The following is a 20,107-nucleotide window of genomic DNA, read 5'->3' as shown; positions in this document are numbered from 1 at the left end:
CACGGGCTCACCGCCGCCGTCGTCAGCTCGGAGTCCCGTCCCCGGTCGGCGGCGCGCCGATGAGAGCCACCCCCGCGGCCTCCGCGCGGTGTTCAGCCGAAAGGTGTTGGTAGGCCGTCCGGAACGCCTGGGCGAAGGGCGTACCGCTGGCACAGCGCCGGTAGACCTCGGCGAGCAGGTGTCCTGACACCTTGTCGTCGATGGCCCAGAGCCCGCCGACCATGAGTTCGGCGCCAGCGGCGAGGCAGCCAACGGAGGTGGCGACCATGTCGGGGTGCTCGGTGCTCTGACCCGACCAGCAGCACCCGAGCACGACGACCGGCGGCAGGCGGAGCTGGAAGAGCGCCGCGGGGGACGTCCTGCCGCTGGGGAACAGCAGGCGGTACTCGTAGCCGTCGTTCGAGGTGCCGTGCACCGCGACGGTGAGCAGGTCGTAGTCGTTGGTCGCGAGCTCATCTGCCAGTTCCGCGTACGAGTGGACCTCGCGGAACTCGATGAGGTCCGCACTCGCCAGGTCGAGCAGCGCTGCCCGTTCCAGTACCGCACCGGGCAGATCGTGGTCGAACAGGCCGATGATGCGCCGAGGCGAGCCGAACGAGGCAGCACGCGTCCGGTCGACCGCGGTGGCCGAAGGCGCTGTGCTGACTTCGAGCGCGGTCGCGGGGGCGAGCCTGTTCCACGGCATGATCCACGCCACCGCGTCGGGGACCACCACGAGCTTGACCGGTCCGGTGTCCGGCATGCCCGCGAAGAGCAGTCGGGACAGCGAAGCCGCCTGGTCCTCGGTGAGGTCGATCGAGGTCTCACCCAGCGCGTCCACCATGATGGCCGCCAACTCCCCGGTGAGCACGTGCTTCGCGGCCCAGGTGCGGCCGGTGGCGCAGTCGAGGCCGCAGAGGAGAAGACCGTTGTGGTCGTCCTCGGTGGTGAAGGTGTTCACCCAGAGGAAGACGAGATCCGCGTGGCGCGCGGCGAGCCCGGACGGGCTGAAGGCCGCGGCGTCGTGGTTGAGCAGGTCCACCAGCGCCACCGCCTCGTCCTCGCTCGTGCGGATCGCGCGGGTTCCCCGCTGTACGGCGACACCGGCCCGGCACTCCGCGGCCAGTTCCGCCGCCCGAAGCGCGGGTTCGGCCGTCGCGCTGTTCTCGTGGATGGCCATCGACTGGGCTATCAGCAAGGTCAGGAACAACGGGAGGTCCACGATCGACCTGGCCTGTAGCACCCTGTTCTCGACCAGCCGCTGGACCAGTCGGTTCATCGAGTCCTCGTCGGTGACCGCATCCGCGTTGAGCCTGGCCGCGTCGGCGTAGACCAGCATCGCCGCGCGCATGGCCGGTGAGAACTCGCGAATCCGGGCGAACTCCTCGTAGTAGTGTGCGGCCTTCAGCCAATCACCGCGCTGTGCGGCCTCAATACCTGCCTGGAAGAGGTTCGGCCCTTCGCCGGAGTTCCTGAGCGCGGCGTTGGCTGCGAGTTCGGTCTGCTGTGCCTCCTGCCAAGTTGCTTCGTAGCTGGGATCGAACTCGGCGATCACCTGCGCGATGTTGGTCAACCGGGTGGCCTGGGTCAGTGCGTCCTCGGCGGTCCTCGTCTCGGTGATCCGGTGCCTCAACTGTTCCAGCACACCGTCGAGGACAGCCGTTGATCCCGCGCGTCTCACGATCGTGGCGAGCAGGGCGATGTTGCCCGCTCCGTTCGCGGCTTCCAGGGCCGTCACCACCGGCTTCACGCGCCGCACCGCTGGCGCGCGGTCCAAGTCCGACAACATGGCCCTGATCACGGCTTCAACGACCTTGGCGTTCACCTGGCCATAGCTCGAATTGTGCAGGCACGACACGAGATCGAGCACCCGCAGGTCAGGCCTGCGCGCACCGCCCAGCGACTGCTCGAGGCTGCTGGCCCGGTCGGCCCCTTCGTCGAACCCCATGCGCCGGTATTCGGCCGCGACGTCACCGAGCAGAGCCCCGAGGACCACCTGGGTGATCTCGGCGGGATTGGCGAGTTGGGACACCACGTCGAGGCAGTGGTCCAGGGTCGCGGTGTAGACCGGTCGCTTGCCGAGCAACTGGAACAGCGTCGTCACCGACCTCAGGTCACCACTGTCGCGATCGGACAGTCGCGCCAGGTCGACCGCTGCCGCCCGGCTCAGCGCCCACCGGCCGAGGGCTCGGCGAGCCCGCTCGAAATGGGGCACCGGAGGGCTACCGCTTGTCCCGGTCCGCGGGGAACAGCGTCGCGGTCAGCAGGCGCTCGATGTCCTCGACCGAGGTGGACTCGGTGATGGGGATGCGCAGTTCGCCCGCCTCACCCTTGGCCGTGAGGTACTGGGTCGAGGCTCGCGGATTGTCCTTCTTGCGCTTGAACAACGCCTTGGCCAGCCAACCGATGGTCTCCGGCCCCTGCAGGAGGCTGATCACGGTGCCCGCTCCGGTGAGCCAGCTCGCGACCACCTCCCAGTTGCCGCTGCGCCGGGTCGTGGCCTGCTCGGCAAGACCGGCGGCGACGAGTTCGGGCACCAGGTCGTCGGGGACTCGAACCAGGATCTTGGGTGTGCTCATGGGCTGACCGCTCTCCTCAACCGGGTCGTCTCAGGGCAGTGCATCGCGTCGAGTTCGGACGGCGTTAGCGACCGGCTACGGCCGCAGCACGATCTCGGCGCTGTGGTCCACGCAGCGCTGCCGGGGACGGGGCAGGCCGCGGGCGAGCAGCGCTCGGTCGAGGTGGCGGTACACCCCGCCGAGGTCGACCGGCCCGGGACCGTCGACCAGGAGCCGCACGAGTTCGCCGGTGAACTCGGTGTTGCGGTCGTCCACCCGGTAGGCGGCCTTGGCCGTGCGGTTGGTGGCGGTCAACAGGTGCAGGTCGGCGGCGGCGGGGGAGTCCATGGCCAGACCGGAGTAGCAGCAGTCCAGGATGACGACCCGGTGCCGGGCAGGGGCGCGCTTCATGATCTCCAGTACGGAGTCAACGGGCAGGGAGGTGCGGCGGGCGTCGCGCGGGGTGTCCACCGAACCGGGCAGGGCCAGGCACAGGCGGTCGTCCTGGTCGCGCAGGCCGTGACCGGCGTAGTAGAACAGCAGCAGGTCCGCTGGGGACGAGGCGCACCGGTCGAGCGGGTCGAGCACGAGCTGGGCGGTGGTCGGGTCGGTGACCGCGTGCATGCCGCTGGGGTCGACGACCTCGACGAGGGCGTCGAACAGGTCGGTGAGGTTGGCGGCGGCCTGGTCCAACTGGGGCAGGCCCTGGGTGTAGGTGCAGGTGCCGACCAGCACGGCACGGGAGTCGAGCACTCAGTCCTCGTCCAGCAGCCGCACGATCCGCTCCAGCAGCGCCTCGGCGTCCTGCGGGGCCTCGACGTCGATCTTGAGCTGTTCTCCCTTGTGGCTGGCGGAGATCCGCAGACTGATCTTGCGTGCCTTGACCCGCTCGGTCAGCCAGGTGAAGAACGGCCGGGCCAGCGGGGCGGTGGCGGCCAGCACGACCGCGGCGTCGGCGGCACCGCCCAGCTCGCCCTCGGCGGGGCCGACCATGCGGAGGCTGACGCTGCCCCGCAGGTCCTCCTCCAGCCAGGCGGCCAGGTCGCGGGCGTCGCGGTCGCGGTCGGCGGGGGTGCCCTCGAACTCGAAGAGGACCTCGTGCACTGCGGTCACCTTTCGGCGGCGGTGGTACCGGGACGGCGGCGCCGCCCCGCGGTCTCGAACAACGGCAGGTGGCCAGGCACCTCGTAGGGCAGCCGGAACGTGGCGGCGGCCTCGTCCAGGTCGCACAGGTCGCACAGGATGCGCTCGGTGTCCCGCAGGCTGCCGGGCGGACAACCCTGGCGGTAGCTGTGGTCGAGCCAGTCCCGGTTGAGCGCGGCGAGGTTGCGCCAGGCGGCGTCGAGCTCGGCGGAGGGCGTCTGGCGGACCACCCCGCCGCCCACGGTGTCGGCGAGCAGGTCGGCGAAGCCGTAGGGCACAGGTCCTTGGGAGGCAATGGAAATGCGGGTGCGGAAGCAGAGCCCGGCGGTGTAGCGGGCGGCGGCCTGGACGTAGAGCGGGGCCGCGCGCACGGCGAACCGGTCGGGTGGTGGGGGCACGGGCCAGATCGGGTTGGCGAAGCCGGGCCGGGCGAGGTGGTCGTACTCCTCGACCAGCCGCCGCAGCCCGCCGACCAGGCCGGGGGAGGGGGCGTACGGTTCCAGGTACACGCTGAGCACGGTGGGCTGGGGCATCCGTGCCAGCTCGTGCCACAGCGGTTCCCAGGACCGGTCCTCGGGCAGTAGCGGGGACACGGCGAAGCAGACCTGCCGTCCCGTGTCGCGCCGCGAGCACGGCGCCCAGCTCAGCCGCTTGCGCACCTCGAAGCTGCCCCGGCCGTCCAATGGGCTGGGCGCGAGCCGGTGGCTGATCTCGTGCTCGTCGAGCAGCGGCTCGGTCAGCACGTGCGCGGGCGCGGCGGCGAGCCGGTCCCGCAGCCGCACCGCTGCCTGCTCGGCCATCCGGGGGTCGGGGTCCTGCACCCGGCCCAGCAGGGTGCAGGACACCAGCCGGGTCACCGGGTCGTTGCTGAACCGCAGTTCCCAGCGGGCGTGCGACTCGGTGTTCCACTGGCCCGCGAGCCAGGCACGCTCGCGGGCGGTGGTCTGCGCGCGCCGCTGGGGTTCGGCCACGTCGGCGTACGCGCGGGTGTCGGCCAGCTTCGGGGCGGGGCCCACCCGCAGGCCGATCCACGCCCAACTCATCTGCGCCGAACTCTCCAGCAGCACGCCAGGAGCGGTCACGGCGCCTGCGGCCCAGGCGTGGTGTGCCGTCCGGAGTCCGGCGGCGGCACCGGCTGCGGCGCCTGCTGCGGGTAGACCCCGGGCACCGGCGCGCTGGCGAACTGCCCGTCCTCCACGGGCGGCATGCCGTAGGGGAAGCCGTACTGGTCAGGCACCTCGAGGCCGTCCACGGCCACGATCAGGCCCTCACGGCAGGCGGCGTGCACGGCCTCGCGCATGGCCCGCGCCCGCTCGGCGCGCAGCATGGCGACCTCCGGGTCGTTGTGGCCGGCCAGGCCGCGCACGATGCCGACCAGGAACTGGCCGATCAGCGTGGCCCCGCGCCGCGAGCGCCACATCAGCCAGCCCAGGTAGAGGCTGGTGCCGTAGCTGAACACCGAGACGTACACCCGGAAATCACCCTCGGTGAGGACCAGCCGGTTGCTGTGATGCGTCGGCCCGAACCCGGTGCGGATACGCCGCGCGCCGCCGCCGAGGGGCAGCTGGCGCTCCCGCAGGGTGCCCGCGATCTGGCTGTACACGGCGGGCGCGAACTCGGCGCGGTCGGCCAGCAGCACCCGCCACTCGGCGACCGGCTCGGGCAGCTTGGTCAGCAGCACCACCACGAAGAAGGCCACGATGGCCAGCAGGGTGCCGATCGAGTAGAGCACCGCGGAGGCGCCCAGCCCGGAGCTGCTGAGCCGGCTGGAGGACACGCTGCCCAGGCCGACCAGGAAGGCGATCAGCGCGAACACCAGCCAGACCGCGACCGAGACCACTGCCGCGCGCGACCAGAGCTGGAACACCACCCGCCAGCTCACGGTGTCGTCCAGGGACAGGTCCATCGGCCGGTGCCGCAGGTTCTTGTCCAGGTAGGCGGCGTTGCCGTCGCCCCCTCGCCAGCCCGGCATGGGCTGGGCTTGCTCCTCGATCACGATGGGTCCCTCCCAGTGGCGGCGTACAACCACCGGGAAAGTAGCGATCACCCTCCGTCCTGTTATCAAACTCGCACGCGTTCACCCTGATGTCGTAACGAGATCCCGATGAATGGGACCTTGCGTGATCGACAGGGCCGCCCCGCTGCCGCCCCGGCGCAGGGCCACCACCTCGGCCGCGATGGACACGGCGGTCTCCTCCGGGGTGGCCGCGCCCAGGTCCAGCCCGATCGGGGCACGCAGCCGCCCAATCTCGGCCCCGGACAGGCCCGCCGCGCGCAACCGCTCCAGCCGGCGTTCGTGCGTGCGGCGCGAGCCCAGCGCACCCACGTACGCCAGCGGGCGGCGCAGCGCGTCGACCAGCACCGGCACGTCGAACTTCTCGTCGTGGGTCAACACGCACACCACTGTCCGCTCGTCGGTGTCGGTCGCGGCGAGGTAGCGGTGCGGCCAGTCCACCACGACCTCGTCGGCCTCGGGGAAGCGTTGCGCCGTAGCGAAAACCGGGCGCGCGTCGCAGACCGTGACCCGGTAACCGAGGAACTTGCCGATCCTGGTCAGCGCCGCCGCGTAGTCCACCGCACCGAACACGATCATCCGTGCGGGCGGGTCCCAGCGCTGCACGAACACCTCCAGACCGTCCAGCCACAGCGTGCCGGTCGGGGCCTGTGCCAGGTCTGCCGGGTCGAGCAGGTCGCCGACCACCCGGTCGCCGAGCACGGTGATGCCCTTGCCCAGCAAGGCATCCGGGCCGCCGACCACCCGCGCCAGCAGCACGGGGCGGCCGGGCGGCTCGGCCAGCGCGGCCTCGATCTCGGCGCTACCGGGCTGCACGAACACCTCCACCTCCCCGCCACAGGTCAGCCCGACCGCGAACGCGTCCTGCTCGGAGTAGCCGAACCGCTCGCGCACCGGCCGCCCGCTGGCCAGCACCTGGTGGGCCAGCTCGTACACCGCGCCCTCCACGCAGCCCCCGGACACGCTGCCGAACACGGCGCCCGCCTCGGTGACGGCCAGCGCCGAGCCCAGCCCGCGCGGTGCGCTGCCCCGCAGGCCGACCACGCTGGCCACCGCGTACCGCCCGGCCCCCGCCAGGTCCTCAGCCAGTTCCCGCACGACCCACCTCCAGACCGCCGACCACGAAGTAGGCCACGAACACCACGGCGATCAACGCCACCAGCCAGTGCACCTGCCGCCACTGGCCCTTGCCCAGCTTGACCACCACGTAGCTGACGATGCCCGCGCCGACCCCGTTGGTGATCGAGTAGGTGAAGGGCACCACCGCCAGGGTCAGGAAGGCCGGGATGGTGAAGTCGCTGTCCTGCCAGGGAATGTGGCGGCACTGAGCCATCATCAGCCCGCCGATCAGCACCAGCGCCGGGGCGGCGGCCTGCGCGGGCACCACGGCCGCCAGCGGGGTGAACAGCAGGGTGGCCGCCAGCAGCAGCCCGCTGACCACGCTGGCCAGCCCAGTGCGCGCGCCCTCACCGACCCCGGCCGCCGACTCCAGGAACACCGTGTTCGGCGCCGACCCACTGACCCCGCCCGCGACCGCACCCAGCCCGTCCACCAGCAGGATCCGCCCGAGACCAAGGACCTTGCCCTCGCGGGTCAGCCCGGCTTCGGCGCAGACACTGGTGATCGTGCCCATGGCGTCGAAGAAACCCGACAGCACCAAGGTGAACAGGAACACCGTGGCACCGATCGCGCCCGCCGAGACGAACCCGCCGAACAGGTCCACCCGCCCGAACAGCCCGAAGTCCGGTGCGGCGATGAGCCGCGCGGGCAGGCTCGGGCTGACCAGTCCCCAGTCCTGGCCCGGCCACACGGAGTTGAGGGCCATCGCCAGCGCCGTGGCCGCCACGATGCTGATCAGCACCGCCCCCGGCACACCTCGTGCCATCAGCACCGCCATGAGCAGCAGCCCGGCGCAGAACACCAGCGCGGGCCAGCCCACCAGGTGGCCGTCCACGCCAAGGCGCAGCGGCACCGTGGAGTGCGCGGCGTCCGGGGTCCTGGTCACGAAGCCCGCGCTGACCAGGCCGACCAGCGCGATGTAGAGGCCGATGCCCACCGAGATCGCGGTCTTGAGCGCGGCCGGGATCGCGTTCATGATCCGCTCGCGGACCCCGGACAGGGCCATCGCCACGATGCACAGCCCCTCCAGCACGACCAGCCCGAACGCCTGGGCCCAGGTCATCTGCGGGGCCATCTGGAAGGCCACCACCCCGTTCACGCCAAGACCGGCGGCCATGGCCAGCGGGGCGTTGCCGATCAGTCCCATGAGGACGGTCATCACGCCCGCGGTCAGCGCGGTGGCCGTGGTGAGCTCGGCGGCCGACAGGCGGGCCCCGGTGATGTCGGCGGAGGCACCGAGGATCAGCGGGTTGAGCAGCACGATGTAGCCCATGGACACGAACGTGGTCAGCCCGCCGCGCAGCTCGCGGCCCACCGTGCTGCCGCGGGCGGTGATCCGGAAGAGGCGGTCGACGGGGGAGGTGCGGGGTAACCGGGTCGGACTGGGGTCGCGCAACTGGGTCATGACGTACTCCCATGCCGGTGGGCGTACGCGAGCAGGCCCCTCCCCAGCGGGGGCCTGATCGCGGACGTTTCAGGGACTCGGCGCTCCGGTCAGCACCACGCGAGGGTCAGTACTCGACGCGGTCCGCTCGGTTCAGCCACGCGGAGAACGGGGTGTTGTGCTCCGTGGTGGCCACCTGTAGCACGGGCACCGTCCAGGTGGAACGGGGCCGCTCGAACAACTCGTAGAACGCCCTGTCGTCGAAGCCCGCCGCGGCCGCGTCCTCGCGGTCGGCGGTGTAGACCACGCGGTCCAGTCGCGCCCACAGGGAGGCGGACAGGCACAGCGGGCAGGGCTCGCAGGAGGAGTACAGCACGCAGCCGGTGAGCCGGAAGTCGCCCAGGGCCTGGCAGGCGGCCCGGATCGCGGTCACCTCGGCGTGCGCGGTGGGGTCGTTGGTCGGCACCACCTGGTTGACCCCGGTGGCCAGGACCTCGTCCCCGCGCACCACCAGCGCGCCGAACGGGCCGCCGCCCGCCGCGACGTTCTCGGTGGCCAGCCGGACGGCCTCGGCCAGCCACTCCTGGTCCGAAGTCACGGTCCTGGTCATCGGGGTTCCTCCAAGGTCAGGTGTTCGGGCCGGACCGGCACGCGGGTCAGCGCCAGTCCGGTGGCGGCGCGGATCGCGGCCACCACGGCCGGGGTGGAGGAGATCGTGGGCGGCTCCCCGACCCCGCGCAGCCCGTACGGGGCGTGCGGATCGGCCAGCTCCAGCACGTCCACCGGCATCGGGGGAGTGTCCAGGATGGTCGGGATCAGGTAGTCGGTGAAGGACGGGTTGCGGACCTTTCCTTCGGTGACCTGGATTTCCTCCATCACGGCCAGGCCGAGGCCCTGCACGCTGCCGCCGTGGATCTGGCCCACCACGGCCTGCGGGTTCAACGCCTTGCCCACGTCCTGGGCGCAGGCCAGTTCGACCACCTTGACCAGGCCCAACTCCACGTCCACGTCCACCACCGCGCGGTGCGCGGCGAACCCGTACTGCACGTGCGCGAAGCCCTGGCCCGTCTCGGGATCCAGCGCCGTGGTCGGCCGGTGCCGCCACTCCACCGTCTCCTCGATCACCTCCTTACCCAGCACCGAGACGATCTCCGCGGGCGTCAGGTTCGCGCGCGGCTCGCCGAACCTGGTCACGGCCAGCTTCAGCAGCTTCTCGCGGACCGCCTCGCAGGCGGCCTTGACCGCGCCGCCGGTGACGTAGGTCTGGCGCGAGGCCGAGGTCGAACCCCCGTTGCCGACCGTGGTGTCGGCCGGGTGCACGGTCACCTGCTGGATGCCCAGTTCGGTGCGCACGATCTGCTGCTCGATCGTGACCAGGCCCTGGCCCACCTCGGCCGCCGCGGTGTGGATCGTGGCCGCGGGCTCCCCGCCGAGGACCTCCAGCCGGAGCCGGGCCGTGGAGTAGTCGTCGAACCCCTCGGAGAAGCAGATGTTCTTGACGCCCACGGCGTAGCCCACGCCCCGCACCACGCCTTCGCCGTGCGTGGTGTTGGACACCCCGCCAGGCATGGCGCGCAGGTCCAGTTCACCGCGCTCGGCGGGCATCGGCCTGTCCCGCACCAGCCTCAGCAGTTCGGCCACGGGGGCGGCGGAGTCCAGGACCTGGCCGGTGGGCATGGTGCTGCCCTCGCTCATCGCGTTGCGGACCCGCACCTCGACCGGGTCCATGCCCAGCGCGGCGGCGAGTTTGTCCATTTGCGACTCATAGGCGAAACCTGCCTGCACGGCACCGAATCCGCGCATGGCCCCGCACGGCGGGTTGTTGGTGTAGACGCCCCAGCAGTCCATCGTGACGTTGTCCACATTGTACGGACCGAACCCCAGCGTGGCGGCGTTGGCCACCACCGCGGGCGTGCTCGAGGCGTACGCGCCGCCGTCGAGGTAGATCCGGGAGCGGACGTAGACCAGCCTGCCGTCCTCGGTGGCGCCGTGCTCGTAGTACAGCTTCGCCGGGTGCCGGTGCACGTGGCCGTAGAAGGACTCCTCGCGGTTGTAGACCATCTTCACCGGCTTGCCGGTGTGCCGGGCCAACAGGCAGGCGTGCACCTGGATGGACAGGTCCTCGCGACCGCCGAACGCGCCGCCGACCCCGGCCAGGGTCAGCCGCACCTTGTCGGCGGGAAGGCCCAGGGCGTAACAGATCTGGCGCTGGTCCACGTGCAGCCACTGGGTGGCCACGAACAGGTCCACCCCGCCGTCCTCGGCGGGCACCGCCAGCCCCGACTCGGGTCCGAGGAAGGCCTGGTCCTGCATGCCGACCTCGTAGACCCCTTGCACCACAACGGGTGCCGTGGCGTTCTGATCCCCGCGCCGGATCGGCACGTGCCGCACGACGTTGCCGTCCCTGTGCAGCCTCGGGCCGTCCCCGTGCACGGCGTGCTCCGCGTCGCTGACCGGGGTCAGCACCTCGTAGTCCACCTTGATCCGCTTCATCGCGCGGCGGGCGGTCTCCGGGTGGTCGGCGGCCACCAGCGCGACCGGTTCCCCGTGGTAGCGCACGAGGTCCACGGCCAGCACCGGCTGGTCGGCGTGCTCCAGCCCGTACCGGTTGGTGCCCGGCACGTCCTGGTGCGTCAGCACGGCGTGCACCCCGGGCACCCGCAGCGCCTCGGTCAGGTCCACCGAGCGGATCCGCGCGTGCGGGTGCGGGCTGCGCAGGGTGACGCCCCACACCATGTCCTCGTGCCACAGGTCGGAGGAGTACGCGAACTCGCCGCGGACCTTCAGCGCACCGTCCGGGCGCAGCGGGCTCTCACCGATACCGCCCGTCGTGGACCTGGTGACCTCCGCGGGCTTGGTCATCGCGACACCTCCACGATCCTGCGGCACGCCGCGCGCAGGTCAGCCGCCACGGCGCCGACCTCCGCCGTCCGCAATTCGCCTTGGGACACCACGGTTTTCCCGCCGACCAGCAGCGTGTCCACCCGTGGCGCCGGTCCGAGCACGAGCGCACCCACCGGGTCGGTGATGCCCGTGTGGTCCAGGCCGTCCAGCCGCCACACGGCCAGGTCGGCGACCTTGCCCGGCTCGATCGAGCCGATCTCCTCGGCACGGCCGAGGCAGTGCGCGCCGCCCATCGTGCCCAGCCACAGGGCCTCGCGCACGGTCAGCGCCTTCGGGCCACCGTGCAGCCGGGCCACCAGCAACGCCTGGCGCAGCTCCTCACCCAGTCCGCCGGACTCGTTGGAGGCCACCCCGTCCACGCCCAGCCCCACCGGTGCCCCGGCCTCGAGCAGTTGGCGCACCGGGGCCGTGCCCGCGCCGAGCCGCCCATTGGAACTGGGGCAGTGCGCGGAACCGGTGCGGGTCGCACCGAACCGCTTGATCGCCTCCTCGGACAGGTGCACGGTGTGCGCCAGCCACACGTCCTCGCCGAGCCAGCCGAGCTGTTCGGCGTACTGCGCGGGCGTGCACCCGTTCTCGGCCAGGCACTGCTCTTCCTCGTCCAGGGTCTCGGCCAGGTGCGTGTGCAGCCGGACCCCGTGGCGCCGGGCCAGGACGGCCGCCTGCTCCATCAGCTCGCGGCTGACCGAGAACGGCGAGCACGGCCCCACGGCGATGCGGACGAGCCCGAGCGGATCCGGGTCGTGGTGCTCGGCGATGGCCTGCTCGGTGCCGATCAGCGCCTGCTCGGTGTCCTCGACGATCTCGTCCGGCGGCAGCCCGCCGTGCGAGCGCCCGCGGTCCATCGAGCCGCGCACGGCGTGCAGCCGCACCCCGATCCGGCGCGCGCTGCCCACCAGCGCGGCGATCTGGTCCCCGCCGGTGCGCGGGAACACGTAGTGGTGGTCGGCCACCGTGGTGCACCCGGTCAGCGCCAGCCGCGCCATGCCCGCCGCCGAGGCCGCCGCGGTGATCTCCGCGTCCAGCCCGCCCCACACCGGGTACAGGGCGGTGAGCCACTCGAACAGGGTGGCGTCCTGGGCGAACCCGCGGGTGGCCCACTGGTACAGGTGGTGGTGGGTGTTGACCAGCCCCGGGGTGACCAGGCAGCCGCCGGCGTCCAGGTAGCTGTGCGGCTCGGCGGGACGGCTCGCCGGGCCGGGGCCCACGGCGGTGATCAGTCCGTTGTGGACGACCACGTGCCCGCTCGCGTGCTCGGTACCGGCCGCGTCCACGGTGGCGATCGCGGCGTTGTCGATGACGAGCCGGCTCATCGCCTGGCCGCCAGCCGGACCGCGTCGAGGATCTTCTCGTACCCCGTGCAGCGGCACAGGTTGCCCGCCAGCGCCTCGCGGATCTCCGGATCGGTCGGCTCCGGCACGCGGGCCAGCAGGTCGTGCGCGGCGACGACCAGCCCTGGGGTGCAGAACCCGCACTGCACCGCCCCGGCGTCCACAAAGGACTGCTGCACCCGGTCCAGCGCCTCGCCCTCGGCCAGGCCCTCCACGGTGCGCACCTCGCGGCCCTCCGCCTGCCCGGCCGCGACCAGGCAGGCACAGACCGGCGTGCCGTCCAGGTACACCGTGCAGGACCCGCACTCGCCCTGTTCGCAGGCGTTCTTCGAGCCCGGCAGGCCCAGCCGCTCGCGCAGCACGTACAGCAGGCTCTCCCCGGGCCACACGTCCTCGGCCTGCCGCGGCTCGCCGTTGACCGTCACGTTCAGGCGCATCGCTGGTCACCTCCGGTGCGGTAGTCCTGCCACGCCCACCCCAGTGTGCGCCGGGCCAGCACGGACAGCGCGTGTCGCCGGTACGCGGCGCTGCCACGCACGTCGTCGATCGGTGCGGCGGCCTCGGCCACCAGTTCGCCGAAGCGCCGTCGCACGGAGTCGGTCAGCGGCTTCGGAGATTCCCACAAATCGCCGTCGGCCAGCTCCCCGGTGAGGAACCACTCGGCCTCGGTGGCGCGCAGCGGGGTGGGGCCCGCCGAGCCGATACCGGTGCCCACGGTGCCGTCCCCGGGGTGCAGCGCGAGCCCGAACGAGCAGACCGCGATGACCATGGCGTTGCGCGTGCCGACCTTGCTGAACTGCTGCGGGCCGCCCGCCCTTGGCAGCAGCACGGCGGTGATCAGCTCGTCGGAGGCGAGCACGCTGCGCTTGACCCCGGTGTAGAACTCGCGCACCGGCACGACCCGTGTCCCGCGCACCGAGCGCAGCTCCACCGCGGCGTCCACGGAGAGCAGCACCGGGTGGGTGTCCCCGGCGGGCGAGGCCGCGCCCAGGTTGCCGCCCACGGTGCCGCGGTTGCGGATCTGCGGTGAGCCCACGGTGCGCGCGGCCATCGCCAGCCCCGGCAGCCGCGCGCCGAGTTCGGTGATGATCCGGGTGTAGGGCACGCCCGCGCCCAGCCGGGTGCCGCCGTCCGCGGTGGGTTCCCAGGTCGCCAGCTCGGGCACGCGGGTCAGGTCCAGCAGGGCGCTGGGCCGCCGGTGGTCGAAGTTCAGCTCCACCATCACGTCGGTGCCCCCGGCGATCGGCACCGCTTCGGGCTGGTCCGCCTTGGCCGACAGGGCGTCGGCCAGGCTCGTTGGCCGCAGGAAGTCCACTGCGCAGGGCTCCTCGGGGTCGGCTGCTCGTGGTTGTGAGGTAGTAGACACGCGGCCGTGCCGGGGTCGCTAGCGGCGCGGACCACGAAACGCGTCCCCTTTCGTGGGCAGTTTTCGTAGGATCCTCCAATGCGGCTGGCCGAGCTGATGGCCGACCCCGGTCTGCGGCTGCGCCCGCTCGCCGGGGACTTCAGCGCGGACCCGCAGGTCAGCTGGGTGCACACCACCGATCTGCGCGACCCGCGCCGCTACCTCAGCGGCGGCGAGGTCGTGCTCACCGGCATGCTCTGGTACCACGAGCCCGCCGACGCCACGGCCTTCGTCGCGGCCCTGGCCCAGGCCGGGGTGGTGGCGGTCGGCCTTGGCACGGCCGAACTGGCCACGCCCGAGGCCCTGCGGGCGGTCACCGAGGCCTGCCGCGAACACGGGGTCCGGGCCTTCGAGGTGCCCTTGGACGTCTCGTTCATGACCATCGCGCAGCGGGTGTCCGCGGAGGACGCACGCCGCTCCAGCGCACTGCTGGACCACCACCGGCGACTGGTCGCCGCGGTGGCCGTCGGCGGCGGGCTCGACGGGCTGCTCGCCGCGGGCGCCGCCGAGCTGGGCGCCGACTGCTGGGTGATCACCCCGACCGGGCGGGTGGTCGCCGGCCCGGCCACCCCGCACGCCGCCCGCCTGGCCGCACGCTTCCTCACCGCGCCCCGGCTGCCCGCCCGGCACGCCGAACCCCGGTGCACCCTGCTGGCGGCCGGCTCCGGTCCGAGGCTGGCCGCGTGGATCCTCGTCGTCGCCGGGGACCACGAGGACTGGCCCGCGGAACTGCACGAGGTCGCCGCCGAGCTGGCCACGCTGGTCGGCCTGGAGCGGTCCGCGCTCGCGGCGGGCCGGGTCACCGAACGGCGCACCGCGGGCCAGCTGCTGCGGCTGGCCACCGGTGAGGCGGCACCGGCGGCGGAGATCGCCGCCCGGCTGGTGGCCGCGGGCTTCGGTGCGCGGGAGCAGGTCCGCGCGGTGTCGGCGGTGCTCACCGGTGAGGGCGCACCCGCCGTGCCCGTGCTGGAGGAGGTGCTGCCGGGCCGGTGCGTGGTGACCGAGGTGGACGGCGAGGCGTTCGGGCTCGTCGCCGACCGGGAGGGCCTGCTCGAGGAGGTCCGGGACGCGGTCGGCCTGCTGGCGGCCGGGCTGGGCACGAGCCGGTTCGAGCTCGGCGTGAGCGGGCCGGTGGACGCCACGCGGCTGCGCGCCGCCGTGGAGGAGGCCCGGTACGCGCGGGGTGTCGCCGGGCACCGCGGCACCCAGGCCGCCGTCGTGGCGGGCAGTGAGCTGGCCTCCCACGAGGTGTTGTTCGGCGCTCTGCCCGACGAACTGCGCCGCTCGTTCAGCGCGCGCCTGCTCGGTCCCGTACTCGACTACGACCGCACGCACCAGTCCGCGCTGCTCGACACGCTGCGGGTGTTCCTGGACTGCTCCGGCTCCTGGACCCAGGCGGCCAACCAGCTGCACCTGCACGTCAACACGCTGCGGTACCGGATCGGCCGGGTCGAGGAGCTGACCGGCCGCGACCTGACCCGCTTCGCCGACCGGGTGGACCTGTACCTGGCGCTGCGACTGGCCTGAGCGGGTTGGCCCGCGCTGGTGGGTTTCGCGGTCAGGGCTTGACCAGGGGAATGATCCGGCGGACCTTGCCGCTGCTCGCCTGTTCGGGCGCCTCTTCGCCCCGTTCGAGCCGGACACCACCTACCCGGTGCTCGGCGAGCAGCCGGCTCAGTTCCTCCTGCACGGTCCGCCAGACCTGATCGCCGTCGGCGCCGATCTTGGGCCGCAGCCGGACCCGGAGCCGGTCCGGCGCCGTCTGGACCAGCTGGTACCGCTCGACGCCGGGCACCCGGTCGAGCAGGGTGCCGAACAGCATCGGCGACAGGCCGACGGTGTCGCCGCTCGCGGCGGGCAGGGTGACCAGGTCGGCGGCCCGGCCCTGCACCCGGATCGCCGGCAACGGGCTGCCGCAAGGACAGGGATCGGGGCGGACGAGCATGCCGTCGCCGAGGTCGTACCGCAGGATCGGCTGAACCCGGTTGGCCAGGTTGCTGATCAGCGCGGTGTGCGAGGGCTGCCCGGGCGGAACCGGGCGGTGGTCGGCGTCAACCGGCTCGACCACAACCCAGTCGGCATTGACGTGGTACCAGCCGTGTCCGCAACTGAAGGCGAGCAGCGCGCATTCGGTTGCCATGTAGGCGGGTCGCACCATGGCGCCAAAGGCAGTGGCGATCCGCTGGCGGGCTTGGTCGCTGACCGTCTCACCCCCGGGCAGGACCATCGCCGGACGGATGTGCAGTCGGCCGGCCTCCTGTTCCCCGGCCAGCGCCGTGAGCAGGCTCAGGAACCCGGCGATGCTGGCGGGGTTGTAGTCGTTGAGCTCGGCGACGAGCTCCGGCAGCGGTTGGTTGATCGAGAAGACCCGCAGTATCCGGCCGAGCCACGGGTGGTCGAGGCGAAATCGTGCCGTCGAAGCGACGGAGTAGAAGTGGCCACCGGTCGCCGCGACGACGGCGGTGCGCCCAGCGTGAGTCAGCACCCTCAGTGTGGCGCGCGGCCCCAGTCCGCTGTTGGCCCGTGATCCGAGGGCGAGGTGCACGGCCGCGTACCGGTCGTCGCTGAGGAACAGACCGCGGACACCCGTGGTGCCCGAGGTGGTGGCGACCATGTACTTGCCCTGGAACCGATGTCCGACGAGGCCGGGATCGGCCAGGAACTCGTCGACCTTCGCCCGCGTCACGGCGAGGTCGGTGAGCCAGTCGTCGAAATGGGCCATCAGGAGCTTCTTGTCCGTCACCGGGAGCAGGGTCGGATCATCGACCCGGTCCGGCAGGTCCCGGTACAGGTCGCGGTAGAACGGCGAGTTGGCACGGGCGTGTGCCACCGCCTCGGTCAGCCTCGTGCGCTGTCGCCGCGCGATGCCCGCTGGACCCTCCCGCAGGGCTTGCCGCGCGTCGCGACCTAGCCCTCGCACGGTGTCGGTCATGATCGCTCCTTTCGCTGAGCGGCCTGCGGCACGGACCGCAGGCCGTGCAGGGCGATGTCGCGCGCCCGCCGAATCGACTGCTGTGCCTGTTGCCGGGATTGGCCGCGTTCGATGCTCACCAAGGCGGCCTGGTACAACGCGCCGATGAGGGATCCGGTCATCGCGGCCGCGGCCACCTCGTCGAGTTCGTCGGGAAACTCCTCCACCAGCACGTCGGCGATCCTGCGTTGCAGTTCGTGCAGCAGGGACTGCAACCTGGCCTGAAGGGCGGGGGTTGTCAGGATCAGCCGGGAAAGCGCCGCCTGCTCGGCGGGATCGCGCGAGGATCGAGTGGGCACGACACGCGCGTCGTAGCCGTCGACGAGTCGGGCAAGTGCCTGCCCCGGCCCCTCGTCCTGGCGGCGATCCCTGATCGCCGCCAGGACCTCCTCGTACCGGTCGTCCTCGAACACCACTTCGTCCTTGCTGCCGAAGTAGTTGAAGAACGTCTTGGGGTCGACGTCGGCAGCCGCGGCGATCTGCGCCACCGTCGTCTGGTCGTAACCCTGTTGAAGGAACAGTGCGATCGCCGCGTCGGCGATCCTGCGCCTGGTCAGCAGCTTCTTGCGCTCCCGCCGTGACTCCTGCACGCCTCACCCGCATCCTCGGCCGAACTTCTAGACAGTAGAATAATCCAGTGAAGGGAAAATTGCACGAGGTGTGGTCGGTGACTCACGTGGCTCAGGGCAACGAACAGCTCCCCTGACCGGGTGATCTCCCGGGACCGGTGGGTGATACTGGGGGCATGGGGGCTGACACACCGGGGGACCGGGTGGTCAACGAGGCGGGGGAGTCCTCGGGGATCGTCATCCAGGCGGGGACCATCCAGGGCGGGGTGCACGTGCACCGTCCCGCGGGGCGCTCGGTGGAGGCGTTCACCGCCGGGTACCGGGACTTCCTCGGCCGGGCGCTGGACGGGTTCGAGTTCTTCGGTGTGGACCCGCGTGGTGTGCCGCGCAGGCACCGGTTCGGCGCGGGCTACGTGCCGTTGACGCTGAACCAGCGCGACCTGGGCGATGACGTGCTGGTGACGGTCGGGGCCAGGGCGGACCAGGCGCTGGGCAGGTGCCGCCGCGCGCTGGTGCGGGGCGTGGCGGGCTCGGGCAAGAGCACGCTGCTGCGCTGGATCGGGGTGGACGCCGCGCGGGGTGCCGGTGCGGACGGGGTGCAGGCGGTGCCGTTCATCCTGGAGCTGGGGCGCCTGGACGGTGGGCGCCCGCCCGCGCTGGAGGAGCTGGTGGCGCAGACCCTGCGCAGGTCGATGCCCGAGGACTGGGTCGGCCAGGTGCTGGCCGAGGACCGGGTGCTGCTGCTGCTCGACGGGCTGGACGAGATCCGGCCCAGGGAGCGGGTGCACCTGGAGGAGTGGATCGAGGAGCACCTGGAGGCCTATCCGGGTACCCGCTGCTTCGTCACGACCCGGCCGTCCATCGTGGCCGAGCAGTGGTGGGTGGACCGCGGCTTCGAGCGGTTCGACCTGCTGCCGATGAGCCGCAACAGCGTGGAGCAGTACGTGCGCGGCTGGCACGACACGGCCCGCGACGACCAGCCGGACACCGCCGACGGGGAGGCGGTCCGCGCGGAGCTGACCCGGTGCGAGCAGGGCTTGCTCAGCACGCTGTCCAACCGGCCCGCCCTGCGCGGCATGAGCGCGAACCCCCTGCTGTGCGGGCTGCTCTGCGCCCTGCACCTGGAACGCGGCGAGCACCTGCCGGAGAGCCGCAAGCAGGTCTACGACGCGGCGCTGGACCTGCTCCTGCTGCGCTGGCGGCACCTGCGCCGCCGGCGCCGCGCCACCGGCCAGCACGAGCCCGCCGAGCCGGAGCCGGGGCTGGACTCCCCGCTCAACGACGAGGAACTGCTCAAGCTGTTCCAGCGCATCGCCTACTGGCTGGTGACCAACCGCCAGCTGGTGCTGGCCCCCGAGGTCGCGGTCCGCCGGGTCCGCTCGTACATGCAGGGCCTGCGCAACAGCGCGGAGGACCCGGTCCGGGTGGTGCACTACCTGGCGCACACCAGCGGTCTGCTCCGGGAGCTGGCCGACGGCTCGCTGGAGTTCGTGCACCGCACGTTCCGCGACCACCTCGCGGCCAAGGAGGTCGTGGAGGAGGAGAACCTGAGCCTGATGCTGGACAACGCGGACAAGCCGCACTGGCACGACGTGGTGGTGATGGCCGGGGCGCACGCCCGCCCTGCCGAGCGGTCCAGGATCCTGGTGGAACTGCTGGAACGGGGCCGGGGCGACGAGGAGCACCGCGACGCGCTGTACCTGCTGGCGGCGGCGATCCTGGAGCAGACGGCGGTGCTGCCCCGCAGGGATCCCGGCACCCCGGACGTGCGGGAACTGGTCGCCGAGGCGATGGCCGAGCTGATGCCGCCGCGCACCGCGGCCGCCGCCGACCAGCTCGCCGCGGCGGGCCCGTTCGTGCTGGACCTGATGCCGGGGCCCAAGGACCTCAGCCCGAGGCAGGCGGCGCTGGTGGTGCGGGCGGCGGCCAGGATCGCCGCGCAGTGGAACCCGCCCGGGGCCCTGGACAAGATCCTCCAGTTCACCGGGGACTCCTCCACGGGGACGATCAGCCAGCTGCTGGAGGCGTGGGGCCGTCCCGGTGACTACGAGGCCTACGCCCGCGACGTGCTCAGCGAGATCGACTTCAGCCGGTTCACGGTGGACCTGCAGAACGGCCGCCGCATCGAGCACATCGGGTACCTGCGCACGATCACCACGCTGGTGCTGCGCAACAACGTGTTCAACCTCGCCCCGCTGGCGCAGCTGCCCCGGCTGCGCCGACTCACCTTGCGGGACAACACGACCACGGCCCTGGCCCCGCTGGCGGCGGCCGAGTCGCTGCGGGTGGTGCTGCTGGAGCGCTGCTCCTCGCGGTCCGGGGTCGCGCCGATCGACCTGTCCCCGTTGCGGCGGCTCGGTTTGCACAGGCTGGTCGTGTCCGGGCTGACCACGAAGGTGCACCTGGACAGCCTCGACGGGGTGGAGCTGACCAGCCTGCGGTTGAGCGTCCGGCTGCCCGGCTCGCCCCGGCTGCCGACCGACCTGCGCGTGCGGCACCTCACCCTGGCCGCGGGTGGACGCCGCATCGGTTTCGCCGGGCTGCGTAGCCTGCACTCGGTGCTGCTCGACTGGGTCCCCGACGAGGCCGAGCTCGCCGCGCTGTCAGCACTGCCACGCCTGCGCAGGCTCGTGTTGTGGCAGGTCCCCGCGGACACGCCCACGCCGATGCTGCCGGGTGTGGCGGTCTGGGTGGTCCGTGTGTCAGGCGGGCGACCCACGCCCTGACCAT

Annotated in this window: 17 protein-coding genes; 2 read left to right on the top strand and 15 right to left on the bottom strand. The window is 72.3% G+C overall.

The window, feature by feature from the left end:
* Nucleotides 1–22 precede the first annotated feature (22 nt).
* From KALB_RS22325 to KALB_RS22265, 13 genes are all read right to left on the bottom strand, one after another.
* Entirely contained in the window at nucleotides 23–2,083 is a 2,061-nt protein-coding gene (locus tag KALB_RS22325) for a CHAT domain-containing protein (protein ID WP_025357939.1), read from the bottom strand.
* Between the two features lie 118 nt (nucleotides 2,084–2,201).
* The gene (locus KALB_RS22320) at nucleotides 2,202–2,558 is read right to left on the bottom strand and encodes a hypothetical protein (RefSeq protein ID WP_025357938.1); all 357 of its coding nucleotides are present in this window, start codon (nucleotides 2,556–2,558) and stop codon (nucleotides 2,202–2,204) included.
* Nucleotides 2,559–2,633: 75 nt separating this feature from the next.
* The gene (locus tag KALB_RS22315) at nucleotides 2,634–3,290 is read right to left on the bottom strand and encodes a caspase family protein (RefSeq protein WP_025357937.1); all 657 of its coding nucleotides are present in this window, start codon (nucleotides 3,288–3,290) and stop codon (nucleotides 2,634–2,636) included.
* Nucleotides 3,291–3,641: an effector-associated constant component EACC1 gene (locus tag KALB_RS22310; RefSeq protein ID WP_025357936.1), complete on the bottom strand. Its 351-nt coding sequence runs from the start codon at nucleotides 3,639–3,641 to the stop codon at nucleotides 3,291–3,293.
* Nucleotides 3,642–3,646: 5 nt separating this feature from the next.
* Nucleotides 3,647–4,762, bottom strand: coding sequence for a hypothetical protein (locus KALB_RS22305; RefSeq protein WP_148309571.1), 1,116 nt, complete (start codon nucleotides 4,760–4,762; stop codon nucleotides 3,647–3,649).
* Nucleotides 4,759–5,676 (bottom strand): adhesin, encoded by a 918-nt coding sequence (locus KALB_RS22300; protein WP_148309570.1) that lies wholly within the window; start codon nucleotides 5,674–5,676, stop codon nucleotides 4,759–4,761. The genes KALB_RS22305 and KALB_RS22300 overlap by 4 nt, the downstream gene beginning before the upstream one ends.
* An 81-nt stretch (nucleotides 5,677–5,757) precedes the next feature.
* Nucleotides 5,758–6,792, bottom strand: a complete 1,035-nt coding sequence (locus KALB_RS22295; protein ID WP_025357933.1) for an XdhC family protein — start codon at nucleotides 6,790–6,792, stop codon at nucleotides 5,758–5,760.
* The gene (locus KALB_RS22290) at nucleotides 6,776–8,218 is read right to left on the bottom strand and encodes an NCS2 family permease (protein WP_025357932.1); all 1,443 of its coding nucleotides are present in this window, start codon (nucleotides 8,216–8,218) and stop codon (nucleotides 6,776–6,778) included. The genes KALB_RS22295 and KALB_RS22290 overlap by 17 nt, the downstream gene beginning before the upstream one ends.
* A gap of 106 nt (nucleotides 8,219–8,324) precedes the next feature.
* Nucleotides 8,325–8,807 carry a nucleoside deaminase gene (locus KALB_RS22285; RefSeq protein ID WP_025357931.1) on the bottom strand — a complete coding sequence of 161 codons (483 nt, stop codon included), beginning with the start codon at nucleotides 8,805–8,807 and terminating at the stop codon, nucleotides 8,325–8,327.
* Nucleotides 8,804–11,059 carry a xanthine dehydrogenase subunit D gene (gene pucD / locus KALB_RS22280; protein ID WP_025357930.1) on the bottom strand — a complete coding sequence of 752 codons (2,256 nt, stop codon included), beginning with the start codon at nucleotides 11,057–11,059 and terminating at the stop codon, nucleotides 8,804–8,806. The genes KALB_RS22285 and pucD overlap by 4 nt, the downstream gene beginning before the upstream one ends.
* The gene (locus KALB_RS22275) at nucleotides 11,056–12,414 is read right to left on the bottom strand and encodes an 8-oxoguanine deaminase (protein ID WP_025357929.1); all 1,359 of its coding nucleotides are present in this window, start codon (nucleotides 12,412–12,414) and stop codon (nucleotides 11,056–11,058) included. Before KALB_RS22275 ends, pucD begins: the two co-directional genes overlap by 4 nt.
* Complete coding sequence (locus KALB_RS22270) at nucleotides 12,411–12,869, bottom strand: (2Fe-2S)-binding protein (protein WP_025357928.1); 459 nt, start codon at nucleotides 12,867–12,869, stop codon at nucleotides 12,411–12,413. The genes KALB_RS22275 and KALB_RS22270 overlap by 4 nt, the downstream gene beginning before the upstream one ends.
* Nucleotides 12,860–13,747, bottom strand: a complete 888-nt coding sequence (locus tag KALB_RS22265) for an FAD binding domain-containing protein (protein WP_025357927.1) — start codon at nucleotides 13,745–13,747, stop codon at nucleotides 12,860–12,862. The genes KALB_RS22270 and KALB_RS22265 overlap by 10 nt, the downstream gene beginning before the upstream one ends.
* 129 nt (nucleotides 13,748–13,876) lie before the next feature.
* On the opposite strand from KALB_RS22265, the gene KALB_RS22260 reads away from it, so the two are divergent.
* On the top strand, nucleotides 13,877–15,364 hold the full coding sequence (locus KALB_RS22260) for a PucR family transcriptional regulator (RefSeq protein WP_025357926.1): 1,488 nt from the start codon (nucleotides 13,877–13,879) through the stop codon (nucleotides 15,362–15,364).
* A 31-nt stretch (nucleotides 15,365–15,395) separates the two neighbouring features.
* Here KALB_RS22260 and KALB_RS22255 read toward each other — a convergent pair whose 3' ends face one another.
* Together KALB_RS22255 and KALB_RS22250 are read right to left on the bottom strand one after the other, a co-directional pair.
* Nucleotides 15,396–16,769, bottom strand: coding sequence for a coenzyme F390 synthetase (locus tag KALB_RS22255; protein WP_025357925.1), 1,374 nt, complete (start codon nucleotides 16,767–16,769; stop codon nucleotides 15,396–15,398).
* Nucleotides 16,766–17,398 (bottom strand): TetR/AcrR family transcriptional regulator, encoded by a 633-nt coding sequence (locus KALB_RS22250; RefSeq protein ID WP_025357924.1) that lies wholly within the window; start codon nucleotides 17,396–17,398, stop codon nucleotides 16,766–16,768. The genes KALB_RS22255 and KALB_RS22250 overlap by 4 nt, the downstream gene beginning before the upstream one ends.
* Nucleotides 17,399–17,553: 155 nt before the next feature.
* Here KALB_RS22250 and KALB_RS22245 point away from each other — a divergent pair, with 155 nt between their 5' ends.
* Nucleotides 17,554–20,103: an NACHT domain-containing protein gene (locus KALB_RS22245; protein ID WP_025357923.1), complete on the top strand. Its 2,550-nt coding sequence runs from the start codon at nucleotides 17,554–17,556 to the stop codon at nucleotides 20,101–20,103.
* The last annotated feature ends 4 nt before the right edge of the window (nucleotides 20,104–20,107 follow it).

Origin of the sequence: Kutzneria viridogrisea DSM 43870, assembly GCF_000525635.1 — a bacterium.
Classification (GTDB): Bacteria; Actinomycetota; Actinomycetes; order Mycobacteriales; family Pseudonocardiaceae; genus Kutzneria; species Kutzneria viridogrisea.
This window is presented reverse-complemented; position numbering and strand designations above follow the sequence as displayed.

What these genes read in the sequence shown, in the direction of transcription:
- KALB_RS22320 (WP_025357938.1), bottom strand. Translation starts at nt 2,558, where the DNA reads ATGAGCACACCCAAGATCCTGGTTCGAGTCCCCGACGACCTGGTGCCC.
- KALB_RS22290 (WP_025357932.1), bottom strand. Translation starts at nt 8,218, where the DNA reads ATGACCCAGTTGCGCGACCCCAGTCCGACCCGGTTACCCCGCACCTCC.
- KALB_RS22285 (WP_025357931.1), bottom strand. Translation starts at nt 8,807, where the DNA reads ATGACCAGGACCGTGACTTCGGACCAGGAGTGGCTGGCCGAGGCCGTC.
- pucD (WP_025357930.1), bottom strand. Translation starts at nt 11,059, where the DNA reads ATGACCAAGCCCGCGGAGGTCACCAGGTCCACGACGGGCGGTATCGGT.
- KALB_RS22275 (WP_025357929.1), bottom strand. Translation starts at nt 12,414, where the DNA reads ATGAGCCGGCTCGTCATCGACAACGCCGCGATCGCCACCGTGGACGCG.
- KALB_RS22270 (WP_025357928.1), bottom strand. Translation starts at nt 12,869, where the DNA reads ATGCGCCTGAACGTGACGGTCAACGGCGAGCCGCGGCAGGCCGAGGAC.
- KALB_RS22260 (WP_025357926.1), top strand. Translation starts at nt 13,877, where the DNA reads ATGCGGCTGGCCGAGCTGATGGCCGACCCCGGTCTGCGGCTGCGCCCG.
- KALB_RS22255 (WP_025357925.1), bottom strand. Translation starts at nt 16,769, where the DNA reads ATGACCGACACCGTGCGAGGGCTAGGTCGCGACGCGCGGCAAGCCCTG.
- KALB_RS22245 (WP_025357923.1), top strand. Translation starts at nt 17,554, where the DNA reads ATGGGGGCTGACACACCGGGGGACCGGGTGGTCAACGAGGCGGGGGAG.